The 12829-nt window shown below is 72.8% G+C and carries 13 protein-coding genes; 7 read left to right on the forward strand and 6 right to left on the reverse strand.

The features are described from left to right. Window positions 1-128: 128 nt before the first annotated feature. Window positions 129-1016 (forward strand): hypothetical protein, encoded by an 888-nt coding sequence (locus tag ACFU3E_RS30690; protein WP_384165433.1) that lies wholly within the window; start codon window positions 129-131, stop codon window positions 1014-1016. Between the two features lie 147 nt (window positions 1017-1163). On the opposite strand, the gene ACFU3E_RS30695 is transcribed toward ACFU3E_RS30690, so the two are convergent. Both ACFU3E_RS30695 and ACFU3E_RS30700 read right to left on the reverse strand, forming a co-directional pair. Beyond that, entirely contained in the window at window positions 1164-2078 is a 915-nt protein-coding gene (locus ACFU3E_RS30695) for an SDR family oxidoreductase (protein WP_384165436.1), read from the reverse strand. A 1-nt stretch (window position 2079) separates the two neighbouring features. Continuing rightward, entirely contained in the window at window positions 2080-2838 is a 759-nt protein-coding gene (locus tag ACFU3E_RS30700; protein ID WP_384165439.1) for an SDR family oxidoreductase, read from the reverse strand. Between the two features lie 55 nt (window positions 2839-2893). Between ACFU3E_RS30700 and ACFU3E_RS30705 the strand changes: the two genes are divergently transcribed. The 4 genes from ACFU3E_RS30705 to ACFU3E_RS30720 are packed head-to-tail and all read left to right on the forward strand — an operon-like array spanning window position 2894 to window position 6253. Then, entirely contained in the window at window positions 2894-3655 is a 762-nt protein-coding gene (locus ACFU3E_RS30705) for an enoyl-CoA hydratase family protein (protein ID WP_384165442.1), read from the forward strand. Further along, window positions 3652-4488: a CoA transferase subunit A gene (locus tag ACFU3E_RS30710; RefSeq protein WP_384165445.1), complete on the forward strand. Its 837-nt coding sequence runs from the start codon at window positions 3652-3654 to the stop codon at window positions 4486-4488. Before ACFU3E_RS30705 ends, ACFU3E_RS30710 begins: the two co-directional genes overlap by 4 nt. Beyond that, on the forward strand, window positions 4485-5204 hold the full coding sequence (locus ACFU3E_RS30715; RefSeq protein ID WP_384165448.1) for a CoA-transferase subunit beta: 720 nt from the start codon (window positions 4485-4487) through the stop codon (window positions 5202-5204). The genes ACFU3E_RS30710 and ACFU3E_RS30715 overlap by 4 nt, the downstream gene beginning before the upstream one ends. Beyond that, complete coding sequence (locus ACFU3E_RS30720; protein WP_384165451.1) at window positions 5201-6253, forward strand: NAD(P)H-dependent flavin oxidoreductase; 1053 nt, start codon at window positions 5201-5203, stop codon at window positions 6251-6253. Before ACFU3E_RS30715 ends, ACFU3E_RS30720 begins: the two co-directional genes overlap by 4 nt. Here the strand turns inward: ACFU3E_RS30720 and ACFU3E_RS30725 are convergent. Genes ACFU3E_RS30725 through ACFU3E_RS30735 form a run of 3 tightly spaced genes read right to left on the reverse strand, consistent with a single transcriptional unit; the run spans window position 6237 to window position 8869 of the window. Next, window positions 6237-7394, reverse strand: a complete 1158-nt coding sequence (locus ACFU3E_RS30725) for an acetyl-CoA C-acetyltransferase (protein WP_384165453.1) — start codon at window positions 7392-7394, stop codon at window positions 6237-6239. The two genes, ACFU3E_RS30720 and ACFU3E_RS30725, sit on opposite strands and share 17 nt — an antisense overlap. 23 nt (window positions 7395-7417) lie before the next feature. After that, window positions 7418-8068, reverse strand: coding sequence for a TetR/AcrR family transcriptional regulator (locus tag ACFU3E_RS30730; protein WP_384165456.1), 651 nt, complete (start codon window positions 8066-8068; stop codon window positions 7418-7420). A 12-nt stretch (window positions 8069-8080) separates the two neighbouring features. Further along, the gene (locus ACFU3E_RS30735) at window positions 8081-8869 is read right to left on the reverse strand and encodes an SDR family oxidoreductase (RefSeq protein ID WP_384165458.1); all 789 of its coding nucleotides are present in this window, start codon (window positions 8867-8869) and stop codon (window positions 8081-8083) included. 49 nt (window positions 8870-8918) lie between these two features. Between ACFU3E_RS30735 and ACFU3E_RS30740 the strand changes: the two genes are divergently transcribed. Beyond that, window positions 8919-10058, forward strand: a complete 1140-nt coding sequence (locus ACFU3E_RS30740) for an acyl-CoA dehydrogenase family protein (RefSeq protein WP_384165461.1) — start codon at window positions 8919-8921, stop codon at window positions 10056-10058. After that, window positions 10058-11092 (forward strand): acyl-CoA dehydrogenase family protein, encoded by a 1035-nt coding sequence (locus ACFU3E_RS30745; protein WP_384165464.1) that lies wholly within the window; start codon window positions 10058-10060, stop codon window positions 11090-11092. Before ACFU3E_RS30740 ends, ACFU3E_RS30745 begins: the two co-directional genes overlap by 1 nt. Here ACFU3E_RS30745 and ACFU3E_RS30750 read toward each other — a convergent pair. After that, complete coding sequence (locus ACFU3E_RS30750) at window positions 11064-12722, reverse strand: cytochrome bc complex cytochrome b subunit (protein ID WP_384165467.1); 1659 nt, start codon at window positions 12720-12722, stop codon at window positions 11064-11066. The genes ACFU3E_RS30745 and ACFU3E_RS30750 overlap by 29 nt on opposite strands. Between the last annotated feature and the right edge of the window lie 107 nt (window positions 12723-12829).

A 12829-nucleotide genomic window follows, 5' to 3' on the forward strand; every position in this document is an offset into this window, starting at 1 on the left:
GTCACGGCACGGATTCCGCCGGAGGGGCCGGGCGGCGACGACCGGTTCTCGCCGTGCCGGCGCCGGTTCGCGGCGGGTCGCGTCCTCGTACAGTGGAACCGGGTTCAGGGGCGTCTTGGGGGTGAGGCGTGGCGAACGACGGGCCTGTCGAGCACGGCTACCCGCATCTGGAGACGGTGCGGGCCGCCATCACGGCGCTGTACAGGCGTCTGTCGTACGACACCATCCAGACGTTCGCGACCAGCGTGGTCCCGGCCGACGTGGCGTTCTGCGACACCGACGACCTGCATCTGGGGGCGCAGCGGGTGGCGCACGAGCTGGTGCGGCACTACCGGCTGCCGGACGCCCGGCTGGTCGTGGGCTTCCGGGAGATGCGGCACGCGGCGAACGTGGAGCTCACGGCCGGGCCGGAGTACTTCGTGGAGCTGAACGACCGGTTCCGCAGGCATCGGCGGGACATCGGTGCGGCGCTCGCGCACGAGGTGATGCACGTGTATCTGCATCGCCTCGGCATGTCCTTCCCGGGAGTCCGGGACAACGAGATCCTCACGGACACGGCGACGACGTACCTGGGTGCGGGGTGGCTGCTGCTGGACGCCTACCGGGAGGACGGGGCGTCGTCGCAGAAGCTGGGGTATCTCACGCCGGAGGAGTTCGGGTACGTGCTGGCCAAGCGGGCGCTGGTCTTCGGGGAGGACCCGTCGGTGTGGTTCACCAGTGCGCAGGCGTACACGGCGTATGGGAAGGGGATGGAGCTGGCCCGCCGTGACGAGCGGCAGCCGCCGCTGACCGCGGCGGGGTGGGCGGGGCGGCGGCGGTACGCCCGGGATCGGCGGCACGGGCCGTCGGGCCCGCCGCAGCCGGGGGTGCGGTACGCGTTCTCCGCCGACGGGGGCGGGCGGCTGCGGGTGTCGTTCCCCTGCCCTACGTGCCACCAGCGGATCAGGGTGCCGGTGCGGGGACGGGTCCGGGCGCGGTGTGCGCTGTGCCGGAGCGTGCTGGAGTGCGATACGTAGGGCGCGTGAGCGGGCTACTGGGGCCCGCCCCAGCGTCCCGGCCCGGCCCGGTCGCTGTGCGAGGTCCTCTCGTCTTCTCCAAGGGGTCCTTTCACTATGCCCGCCCGGGTCGCGCGGCCTGATCGGACGCTCGTAGTGAAAGGCCCCCTAAGCCCCGTAGACCGCCCCGGGTGCCTGCGCCTCCGACAGGAGCTTCCGGGTCTGTTCGCCCGCCTCGGCCGGGGTCCACCGTCCGCCTTTGTCCGTGCTCGGGCCCGGCCTCCACCCCTCCATCACCGTGATCCGGCCGCCCTCCGCCTCGAAGACCCGGCCCGTCACCCCCGCGCTCGCCGCCGAGCCCAGCCAGACGACCAGGGGCGAGACGTTCTCCGGGGCCATGGCGTCGAAGCCCGAGTCGGGGGGTGCCATGGTGTCGGCGAAGGTGCGTTCGGTCATCCGGGTCCGGGCGGCGGGGGCGATCGCGTTGACCTGGACGCCGTAGCGGCGCAGTTCGGCCGCCGCAACCAGGGTCAGGGCGACGATTCCGGCCTTCGCGGCGCTGTAGTTGCCCTGCCCGACGGAGCCCAGCAGGCCGGCGCCGCTGCTGGTGTTGATGATCCGGGCCTCGGGCCGGCGGCCCGCCTTCGCCTCGGACCGCCAGTGCGCGGCCGCGTGCTTCAGGGGCAGGAAGTGGCCTTTGAGGTGGACGCGTACGACGGCGTCGAAGTCGTCCTCGTCGAGGTTGACCAGCATCCGGTCACGCAGGAAGCCCGCGTTGCTGACGAGGGTGTCGAGCCGGCCGTACGTCTCCAGGGCCGTGCGGACCAGCGAGGCGGCGCCGCCGGTCGTGGCGATGTCACCGCCGTGCGGCACCGCCTCGCCGCCCGCCGCGCGGATCTCCTGGGCGACCCGGGCCGCGGGGCTGCCGGGACCGGGTGCGCCGGGCGTGCCGTCGAGGCCGACCCCGAGGTCGTTGACGACGAGCCGTGCCCCCTCGGCCGCGAACGCGAGCGCGTGGGCCCGGCCGAGCCCGCGCCCCGCGCCCGTCACGGCCACGACCCGGTCCGCGCAGATTCCGTTCATGTCAGCTCTCCTCGTCCGCGACAGGCGTGTGACCGGCGGTGGCGGCGTCCAGGAACGCCGGCCGCTCCCCGCCCCCGTGCACCAGCAGGCTCGCCCCGCTGATGTACGCGGCGGCGTCGGACGCCAGGAACACCGCCGCGGAGCCCACGTCGGACGGCTCGGCGAGACGCCCCAGCGGGACCGTGCCGGCGACGGCGGCGATGCCGTCCCGGTCGCCGTAGTGGAGGTGGGACAGTTCCGTGCGGACCATGCCCACGACGAGGGTGTTGACCCTGATGCCGGGCGCCCATTCCACGGCCATCGAGCGGGCGAGGCTCTCCAGGCCCGCCTTGGCGGCGCCGTAGGCGGCGGTGCCGGGCGAGGGGCGGCCGCCGCTGACGCTGCCGATCATGACGACCGAGCCTCCGGCGCGCCGGAGCAGGTCGTGGGCGGCGAGGGACACGGCCAGCGGCGCGAGCAGGTTGAGCTCCACCACGCGTGCGTGCCGGTCCGCCCCGGCCTCGGTGAGCAGCCGGTGGGGCGCGCCGCCCGCGTTGTTGACGAGGACGTCCAGCCGGGGCAGACCGGCGAACAGACGTCCGACGGCGTCGGCGTCCCGGACGTCCAGGGGCACGAACTCGGTGCCGGGAAGCGGGACTTGCGGTGGCCGCCGGGCGCAGACCAGGACCTCGGCGCCCGCCCGCACGAAGGCACGCGCGATGCCGGCGCCGACGCCGCGGGTCCCGCCCGTGACGACGGCGACCTTCCCGTCCAGCTCCATGCGCTGCTACCTTTCCACCTAACAAACGTTTGGTGGAAAGGTAGCTGATGCGGCCATGGGTGTCTCCACCTCGTGCGGGGAAAAGGGCGTAGCCGTCGTCACCGTCGACTTCCCACCGGTGAACGCCCTGCCGGTGGCGGGCTGGTTCGCCCTGGCCGACGCGGTGCGCGCGGCCGGACGCGACCCCGAGGTCCGGTGCGTGGTGCTGGCCGCCGAGGGGCGCGGCTTCAACGCGGGCGTGGACATCAAGGAGCTGCAGGCGGACGACCGGGAGCACAGCGCGCTGCGCGGCGCGAACAGCGGCTGCGCGCAGGCCTTCGCTGCGGTCTACGAGTGCGAGGTGCCGGTCGTGGCGGCGGTGCAGGGCTTCTGCCTGGGCGGCGGCATCGGCCTGGTGGGGAACGCGGACGCGATCGTGGCGAGCGAGGACGCGGTGTTCGGTCTGCCCGAATTGGACCGCGGCGCCCTGGGCGCGGCCACACACCTGGCCCGGCTGGTCCCCCAGCACCTGATGCGGGCGCTGTACTACACGGCGCGCACGGCGAGCGCGGCCGATCTGCACGCGCACGGCTCGGTGTGGCGGGTGGTGCCGCGGCCCGAACTGCGTGCCGTCGCCCTGGAGCTGGCCCGGGAGATCGCCGCCAAGGACGGCCGTCTGCTCCGCCTGGCGAAGGCCGCGCTCAACGGCATCGACCCCGTGGACGTGCGCCGCAGCTACCGCTTCGAGCAGGGCTTCACCTTCGAGGCGGGACTGAGCGGGGTGGGCGCGCGGGTGCGCGACACCTTCGGCACCGGAGGGCAGGAGGGCTCGCGGTGAGGGACAAGACGATGTCGGCGGACGAGGCCGTGTCCAGGCTGTCCGGCGGCATGACGCTCGGCATCGGCGGCTGGGGCTCGCGCCGCAAGCCGATGGCCCTGGTGAGAGCACTGCTCAGGTCGGAGATCACCGACCTCACGGTCGTCTCGTGCGGCGGCCCCGACGTGGGCATGCTGGCCGCGGCCGGGCGGATCCGCAAACTGGTCACGGCCTTCGTCACCCTCGATTCGATCCCCCTGGAGCCGCACTACCGGGCGGCCCGCGAGCGGGGAGCCCTCGAACTGGCCGAGATCGACGAGGCGATGTTCCTGTGGGGTCTGCGGGCGGCGGCGAACCGGCTGCCGTTCCTGCCGGTGCGGGCCGGGCCCGGCTCGGACGTGATGCGGGTCAACCCCGGTCTGCGGACGGTCACTTCGCCGTACGAGGACGGTGAGACGTTCGTCGCCGTGCCCGCCCTGCGGCTGGACGCGGCCCTGGTGCACGTCAACCGCGCCGACCGGTCGGGCAACGGGCAGTACCTGGGCCCGGACCCTTACTTCGACGACCTGTTCTGCGCGGCGGCCGACACGGCGTACATGAGCTGCGAACGGATCGTCGACACCGCCGAGCTGACGAAGGAGGCTCCGCCCCAGACCCTGCTCGTCAAGCGGCACACGGTCACCGGTGTCGTCGAGGCCCCGAACGGCGCGCACTTCACGTCCTGCGCGCCCGACTACGGCCGCGACGAGGCCTTTCAGAAGCGGTACGCGACCATGCCCTGGCCCGATTTCGAGGCCGGGTTCCTCGCCGGGGACGAGCAGACGTACCAGTCGGCCGTGCGGGAGGGGACATGACCGGGCCCACCCGTGCCGAGTACTGCGTGATCGCCTGCGCCGAGGCCTGGCGGGGCGCCGGCGAGGTGCTGGCGAGCCCCATGGGACTGATTCCCTCGCTCGGCGCCCGGCTGGCCCGGCTCACCTTCGCGCCCGACCTGCTGCTGACCGACGGTGAGGCGCTGCTCGTCCGCCCGGACGGCACGCCCGAGGGCTGGCTGCCGTACCGCGAGCATCTGGCCTGGGTCACGGGCGGACGGCGGCACGTGATGATGGGCGCGAGCCAGATCGACCGGTTCGGCAACCAGAACATCTCGTGCATCGGCGACTGGGAACGCCCCAGGCGGCAACTGCTCGGGGTGCGTGGCGCACCGGTCAACACCTTGAACAATCCGACCAGTTACTGGATCCCGAAGCACTCCCGGCGGGTCTTCGTCGAGCGGGTCGACATGGTCTGCGGGGTCGGCTACGACCATGCGGCCGGCGCCCGGTACCACCGCATTCCGCGTGTCGTCTCGGACCTGGGCGTCTTCGACTTCGCCACCCCCGACCACTCGATGCGACTGGCCTCGCTGCACCCGGGAGTCACGGCCGAGCAGGTCAGGGAGGCGACGGGGTTCGAGCTGACCGTGCCGGACGAGGTGCCGGCGACCCGGGAACCGACCGGTGAGGAGCTCCGGCTGATCCGCGAGGTCGTCGACCCTGCCGGGGCCCGGGCCCGGGAGGTCGCCCCGTGAGGGGGACGGCGCTCACCCGGCTGACCGGCGTGCGTCACCCGGTCGTGCAGACGGGGATGGGCTGGGTGGCGGGCCCCCGTCTGGTCTCCGCCACGGCGAACGCGGGCGCCCTCGGCATCCTCGCCTCCGCCACGATGACGCCCGGCCGGCTGCGCGCGGCCGTACGGGAGGTGAAGTCCCGCACCGACGCGCCGTTCGGGGTGAACCTGCGCGCCGACGCCGCCGACGCGGGCGACCGCGTCCGGATCCTGGTCGAGGAGGGCGTCCGGGTGGCCTCCTTCGCCCTCGCCCCCTCCCGGGAGCTGATCGGCGAGCTCAGGGAGGCCGGTGTGGTGGTCATGCCGACCGTGGGGGCGCGGCGGCATGCCGAGAAGGTCGCGGCGTGGGGCGCGGACGCGGTGCTCGTGCAGGGCGCGGAGGGCGGCGGGCACACCGGCGAGGTGGCCACGACCGTGCTGCTGCCGCAGGTGGTGGACGCGGTGCCGATACCGGTCGTCGCGGCGGGCGGGTTCTTCGACGGGCGCGGGCTGGCCGCGGCCCTCGCCTACGGGGCGGCGGGCGTGGCGATGGGTACGAGGTTCCTGCTGACGTCGGACTCGACCGTGCCGGACGCGGTGAAGGCGAGGTACCTCGCGGCGACCGTGCGGGACGTGACGGTGACCAGGGCGGTGGACGGGCTGCCGCACCGCATGCTGCGGACGGAACTGGTGGCCGCCCTGGAGGACGCCGGCCGGGCCGGGGCACTGGCGCGGGCCGTGCGCGCGACGGCCGGATTCCGCAGGCTGTCCGGGCTGACCTGGCGGCAGCTGGTCCGCGACGGGCTGTCCCTCAAGCACGGCAAGGGCCTGACGTGGAGCCAGGTACTGCTCGCGGCGAACACGCCGATGCTGCTGAGGTCGGCGATGGTGGACGGCCGTACGGACCTGGGTGTGATGGCGTCCGGGCAGGTCGCCGGGGTGATCGACGACCTGCCGTCCTGTGCGGAGCTGGTGGAGCGGATCATGGGGGAGGCCGAGGAGACGCTGGCGCGGCTCACAGCCGTTCGATGACCGTCACGTTGGCCTGGCCGCCGCCCTCGCACATGGTCTGCAGGCCGAACCGGCCGCCGGTGCGCTCCAGTTCGTGCAGCAGGGTCGTCATGAGCCTGACGCCGGTCGCGCCGAGGGGGTGCCCGAGGGCGATCGCACCACCGTTGACGTTGACCCGGTCCGGGTCGGCGCCGGTCTCCTTCAGCCAGGCCAGGACGACCGGGGCGAAGGCCTCGTTGATCTCGACGAGGTCGATGTCGTCCATGGTCAGGCCGGTCTTCTTCAGAGCGTGGGCGGTGGCCGGGATCGGGGCCGTGAGCATGCGGATCGGGTCCTCGCCGCGCACCGAGAGATGGTGCACGCGTGCGCGGGGGGTGAGCCCGTGGTCGCGGACGGCCCGCTCGGAGGCCAGCAGCATCGCCGCCGCTCCGTCGGAGACCTGCGAGGAACAGGCGGCGGTGACGGTGCCGCCGTCGAGGACCGGCTTGAGCCCGGCCATCTTCTCCAGGGAGGTGTCCCGGCGCGGGCCCTCGTCGGCGGTGACCTGCCCGTACGCCACGGTCTCGCGGCCGAAGCGCCCCTCGTCGATCGCCCGCACCGCCCGCTGGTGGGAGCGCAGGGCGAACTCCTCCTGGTCCCGCCGGCTGATCCCCCACCTCGCGGCGATCATCTCGGCGCCGACGAACTGGTTGACGGGCTGGTCCCCGTACCGCGCCCGCCAGCCGGCGCTGCCCGCGAACGGGCCCCGCGTCAGCCCGAGCGGTTCGGCGGCCTGCCGGGTGGCGAAGGCGATGGGGATCATCGACATGTTCTGCACCCCGCCGGCGACCACCAGGTCCTGGGTGCCGGACAGTACGGCCTGGGCCGCGAAGTGCACGGCCTGCTGCGAGGAGCCGCACTGCCGGTCGACGGTCACGCCCGGCACCTCCTCGGGCAGCCCGGCCGCCAGCCAGCAGGTCCGCGCGATGTCCCCGGCCTGCGGCCCGACCGCGTCCAGACAGCCGAGGACGACGTCCTCCACGGCGGCCGGGTCGGCGCCCGAGCGGGTCATCAGCTCTTTCAGGACGTGCGCGCCGAGGTCGGCGGGATGGACCGCGCCCAGTCCTCCCCCGCGCCGCCCGACGGGCGCGCGGACCGCTTCGACGATGTAGGCCTCGGCCATGACAACTCCCTCACGAGTAGGGGCTATTCGCGTACGGCGATCCCGTCCAGCACCATCGACAGGTACTGCCGGGCGATCTCCTCCGGGCTGTGCTGCCCGCCCGGCCGGTACCAGGACGCGGCGACCCACACCGTGTCGCGCACGAACCGGTAGGTGAGCCGGACGTCGAGGTCGGCGCGGAAGGCCCGCTCGGCGACGCCCCGCTCCAGCGTGGACAGCCAGGCCTTCTCGAACCTGCGCTGCGACTCGGCGAGGAACGCGAACCGCTCCTGCGCCACGAGCTGTCTGCTCTCCTTCTGGTAGATCGCGACGGCCGCGCGATGCCGGTCGATCTCCCGGAACGACTCGGTGACCAGGGCCTGAAGCGTCTCGCGCGGCCCGAGACCGGCGCCCAGGACGGTGTCATAGCCGTCCCAGAGCTCGTCGAGGAACGTGCGCAGGATCTCCTCCAGCATCGACTCCTTGGAGTCGAAGTGGTAGTAGAGGCTGCCGGCGAGCATCCCCGCGTGGTCCGCGATCTTGCGGACGGTGGTGGCGTTGTAGCCCTGCTCGGCGAAGACCTCGGCGGCGGTGCCGAGGAGTTCACCGCGGCGGTCGCGGGCGGCGACGGCCGCGGCGGGATCGGTGGCGGGCTCTGTGGCGTTCACCTGGGGCTTCTTCTTCGTGGGAGGCACAGGTCCATTGTCCTAGGGGTGCCGGCTGCTGACGGACACCACTTCTCCGGTCATGTAGGAGGAGTAGCCGGACGCCAGGAACACGATCACGTTGGCCACCTCCCAGGGTTCGGCGTACCGCCCGTAGGCCTCGCGTGCGGTCAGCTCGGCGAGCAGTTCGGGCGTGGTCACCTTCACCAGGTGGGGGTGCAGGGCGAGGCTCGGGGCCACGGCGTTGATCCGCACCCCGTATCCGGCCGCCTCGACCGCCGCGCACCGGGTCAGTGCCATCACGCCGGCTTTGGCGGCGGCGTAGTGGGCCTGCCCGGCCTGGGCGCGCCAGCCGACGACGGAGGCGTTGTTGACGATCACCCCGCCGCCGGTGCCCTTCATGTGGCGCAGGGCCGCCCGCACGCACCGGAAGGTGCCGTTCAGCGTGACGTCCAGAACGCGGGACCACTGGTCGTCCGTCATGTCGACGAGGTCAGCGGTGCCACCGAGCCCGGCGTTGTTGACCACGACGTCGAGGCGCCCGTGTTCCTTCACGGCCGTCTCGAAGAGGGCGCGGACCTGCGTCTCGTCGGTGACGTCGCAGGGCAGCGCGGCGACCGACGTCCCGCCGAACTCTCCGGCCAGCCGCGCCTCGTACTCCTTGAGCCGTCGCGCGTGCGCGTCGCTGATCAGCACGCGCGCACCCTCCTCCAGGAGGCGCCGCGCCGTGGCCCCGCCGATCCCCGCGCCGGCCGCCGCGGTGACGACGGCGGTCCGCCCCTTCAGCAGGCCGTGGCCGGGCACGTACGACGGACTCTCGACGCCTGTCATGGGCTCACGCTAACCTACCAAACACTTGTTAGGGAAGAAGGGAGCGGTTGTGGACCTGGCGTTCTCCCCGGCGGACGAGGAGTTCCGCACGGAGGTGCGGGCGTGGCTGCACACCCACGTGCCGCGCGCGCCCCTGCCCTCCCTGGAGACCGAGGAGGGCTTCGCCGCGCACCGCTCCTGGGAGGCGGAGCTCGCCGCGGACCGCTGGTCGGTCGTCACCTGGCCGTCGCGGTACGGCGGGAGGGACTCCGGGCTCCTGCGGTGGCTGCTCTTCGAAGAGGAGTACTGGGCGGCGGGCGCACCGGGGCGCGTCAGCCAGAACGGCATCCAGCTGCTCGCCCCGACCCTCCTCGACCACGGGACCGAGGAGCAGCGGTCCCGGGTCCTGCCCCCGATGGCCTCCGGCGAGGTGATCTGGGCGCAGGCCTGGTCGGAGCCCGAGGCCGGTTCGGACCTGGCGTCCCTGCGGGCGAAGGCCGTACGCACGGACGGCGGCTGGCTGCTGAGCGGCCAGAAGACCTGGTCCTCCCGGGCCGCGTTCGCCGACCGCGCCTTCGGTCTGTTCCGCAGCGACCCGGACGCGGCGAGACCCCACCAGGGCCTGACGTACCTCATGTTCGGTCTGTGCGCCCCCGGTGTCACGGTCCGCCCGATCGCCCGCCTCGACGGCAAGCCCGCCTTCGCCGAGCTGTTCCTGGACGAGGTCTTCGTGCCCGACGAGGACGTGATCGGCGAACCGGGCCAGGGGTGGCGCATCGCGATGTCGACGGCGGGCAACGAACGCGGCCTGATGCTCCGCTCCCCCGGCCGTTTCCTCGCCGCCGCGCGCCGGCTGGAGGAGCTGTGGCGGGAGCGGGGCAGCCCGGTGTCCCTGCGGGGCCGGGTGGCCGACGCCCTGATCGGCGCCCGCGCCTACGAGCTCTTCACGTACGCGGCCGCCTCCCGTTTCCTGGACGGCGAGGCCGTCGGCCCCGAGTCGAGCCTCAACAAGGTCTTCTGGTCGGAACTGGACCTCGCGCTGCACGAGACGGCCCTCGACCTGCTCGGCCCCGAGGGCGAGCGGGCGGACACCGACTGGGCGGAGCGGTACGTCTTCGCCCTCGCCGGTCCCCTCTACGCGGGCACGAACGAGATCCAGCGCGACATCATCGCCGAGCGCCTGCTCGGCCTGCCGAAGGGACGCCGCTGATGCGTTTCCTCCTGGACGCCGAGCAGCGCGCCTTCGCCGCGTCGCTGGACGCGCTGCTGACGGCGGCGGACACACCGGCGGTGATCAGGGACTGGAGCCGGGGCGATCATGCGAGCGGGCGGGCGCTGTGGTCCCGTATCGCGGAGGCGGGCGTGTTCGCGCTGGCGGTGCCGGAGGCGTACGAGGGGCTGGGCCCGCGGCCTGTCGAACTGGCCGTGGCCTTCGTGGAGCTGGGCCGCCATGCGATGCCGGGACCGCTGGTCGAGACGGTCACCGCAGCGGTGCTCCTCAAGGGGGCGGACCCGGAGACCGCCAAGCGGCTGCTCCCGGCGCTCGCGTCCGGGGAGACGATGGCGACGGTGGCCCCGCCGGGGCCGGACGGTCCCCCACGGAAGCAACCGCCGGACGAGACCGGTGGACCCGGCACGCCACCGCCCCCGCAAGGCCCCTACGCCCTGGACGGCGACGCCGCCCCCCTCCGGCTCGCCTTCGCCCCCGACGGCATCCGCCTCTCCGGCGGTCACGGCCCCGTCCGCCCCTCCCTGGACCCGGCCCGCCGCCTGACCCCCCTCGACCCCGGCGGCGAACTCCTCGGCCTCCCCCGGGAAGAGGCCCTCACCTGGGCCCGCCTCGCCACCGCCGCCCAGGCCCTCGGCGTGGGCCTCGCACTCCTCGGCAGAACCACCGGATACGTCAAGCAGCGCATCCAGTTCGGTGTGCCCGTCGGGTCGTTCCAGGCGGTCAAGCACCGGCTGGCCGACGCGAAGACGGCCCTGGAGTTCGCGCGGCCGCTGCTCTTCGGTGCTGCGCTCACCCTGCGTCCGGCCGACGTCGCCGCCGCCAAGGCCGCCGCGTGCGAGGCGGCGTACACCACCGCCCGTACCGCGCTGCAACTGCACGGGGCGATCGGCTACACCGCGGAGTACGGCCTGTCGCTGTGGCTGACCAAGGCCCGGGCCCTGCGCACGGCCTGGGGCGGCCCCGAGGAGTGCCGGGCCCTGGTCGTCAGTGCGGCTGGTGGTCGCCGCTGGTGATCTCCCGGTACTCCTCCACCGTCGGCTTCTCGATCCGCGCGTCCGGCCCGAACATGGCCTTCGCGAGCCGGGCACGCAGCCGCTCGGACCGCTTGACCCTGCGGCGGACACCATCGGCGTCGACCTCCGGCCCGATCGTGTGCGGCGGGTTCTGTTCGTGCTGCGTGAGGGTGAACAGCTGGGCCTGGGAGAGGGGCTCGTGCACCTCGATGTACTCGCCGTTCGGCAGCCGCTTGATCGTGCCCGTCTCCATGCCGTGCAGCACCTTGGCGCGGTCGCGGCGCTGCAGGCCCATGCAGATCTTCTTCGTGACGATGAAAGCGGCGACCGGCAGCACGAAGACGCCGATCCGCACGAACCAGGTGATCACGTTGATGGACAGATGCAGTTGGATGGCGACGATGTCGTTGCCGCCGCCGATCAGCAGCACCGCGTACAGGGTCAGCCAGGCCACGCCCAGGCCGGTACGGACGGGCGCGTTGCGCGGCCGGTCCAGGATGTGGTGCTCGCGCTTGTCGCCGGTGATCCACGCCTCGATGAAGGGGTAGACGCCGAGGGCGAGCAGGATCAGCGGGAAGAGCGAGAAGGGGATGAACACGCCGAGGGCGAGCGTGTGCCCCCAGAGGTTGATCTCCCATCCCGGCATCACCCGGATCAGGCCCTCGGAGAAGCCGAGGTACCAGTCGGGCTGGGCGCCGGTGGTGACCAGGTCGGGGCGGTAGGGGCCGAAGGCCCACACGGGGTTGATCTGGGCGATCGCGCCCATCACCGTCAGGACGCCGAAGACGAGGAAGAAGAAACCCCCGGCCTTGGCCATGTAGACCGGCAGGAAGGGCATCCCGACGACCGACCGTTCCCGGCGGCCGGGGCCCGGGAACTGGGTGTGCTTGTGGTAGAAGACCAGGATCAGATGCGCGGCCACCAGGCCCAGCATGATCCCGGGCAGCAGCAGGATGTGGACGGGGTACAGCCGCGAGATGATGTCCTCGCCCGGGAACTCCCCGCCGAACAGGAAGAACGACAGGTACGTGCCGACGATCGGGATCGACAGGATCGCGCCCTGCGCGAAGCGGACTCCGGTGCCGGACAGCAGGTCGTCGGGGAGCGAGTAGCCGGTCAGGCCGGTGATGATGCCGAGCATCAGCAGGGTCCAGCCGAAGACCCAGTTCAGCTCGCGCGGCTTGCGGAAGGCGCCCGTGAAGAACACCCGCATCATGTGCACCAGCATGCCGGCGACGAAGACCAGCGCCGCCCAGTGGTGGATCTGCCGGATCAGCAGCCCGCCCCGCACATCGAAGCTGATGTCCAGCGTGGACTCGAACGCCCTGCTCATCAGGACGCCGTTGAGCTCCGTGTAGGAGCCGTCGTAGACGACCTCCTGCATGCTCGGCTCGAAGAACAGGGTGAGGAAGACGCCGGTGAGGATCAGCACGACGAAGCTGTAGAGGGTGACCTCGCCCAGCATGAAGGACCAGTGGTCCGGGAAGACCTTGCGCATGTTGGCCTTGGCCAGGGCATAGAGTCCGAGCCGCCCGTCCGCCCAGTCGGCGAACTGCTCGCCCTTTCCGGCGGGAGGGCTCCGGTGAGCGGAGTCCGTCCCGTACACCCGTCGTGCGCCGTCGTCGCCCATACGTCGTCGCCTCCCCGTCGGATCCTTCCCAGGGTGGCACGGCGCCACGGCCGTGCAACCGGGGCGTGGGCCAAGGGAGGGGGCGGTTGGGCCAGGGGAGCGAGCGG

The sequence above is a fragment of the Streptomyces sp. NPDC057424 genome, from assembly GCF_042803315.1.
In the GTDB taxonomy this organism is placed as follows: Bacteria; Actinomycetota; Actinomycetes; order Streptomycetales; family Streptomycetaceae; genus Streptomyces.

Bases quoted from the DNA above. Each gene is read 5' to 3' on its own strand.
- ACFU3E_RS30750 (WP_384165467.1), bottom strand. From the start codon at position 12,722: ATGGGCGACGACGGCGCACGACGGGTGTACGGGACGGACTCCGCTCAC.
- ACFU3E_RS30715 (WP_384165448.1), top strand. From the start codon at position 4,485: ATGACCGGGCCCACCCGTGCCGAGTACTGCGTGATCGCCTGCGCCGAG.
- ACFU3E_RS30725 (WP_384165453.1), bottom strand. From the start codon at position 7,394: ATGGCCGAGGCCTACATCGTCGAAGCGGTCCGCGCGCCCGTCGGGCGG.
- ACFU3E_RS30735 (WP_384165458.1), bottom strand. From the start codon at position 8,869: ATGACAGGCGTCGAGAGTCCGTCGTACGTGCCCGGCCACGGCCTGCTG.
- ACFU3E_RS30745 (WP_384165464.1), top strand. From the start codon at position 10,058: ATGCGTTTCCTCCTGGACGCCGAGCAGCGCGCCTTCGCCGCGTCGCTG.
- ACFU3E_RS30700 (WP_384165439.1), bottom strand. From the start codon at position 2,838: ATGGAGCTGGACGGGAAGGTCGCCGTCGTCACGGGCGGGACCCGCGGC.
- ACFU3E_RS30695 (WP_384165436.1), bottom strand. From the start codon at position 2,078: ATGAACGGAATCTGCGCGGACCGGGTCGTGGCCGTGACGGGCGCGGGG.
- ACFU3E_RS30705 (WP_384165442.1), top strand. From the start codon at position 2,894: ATGGGTGTCTCCACCTCGTGCGGGGAAAAGGGCGTAGCCGTCGTCACC.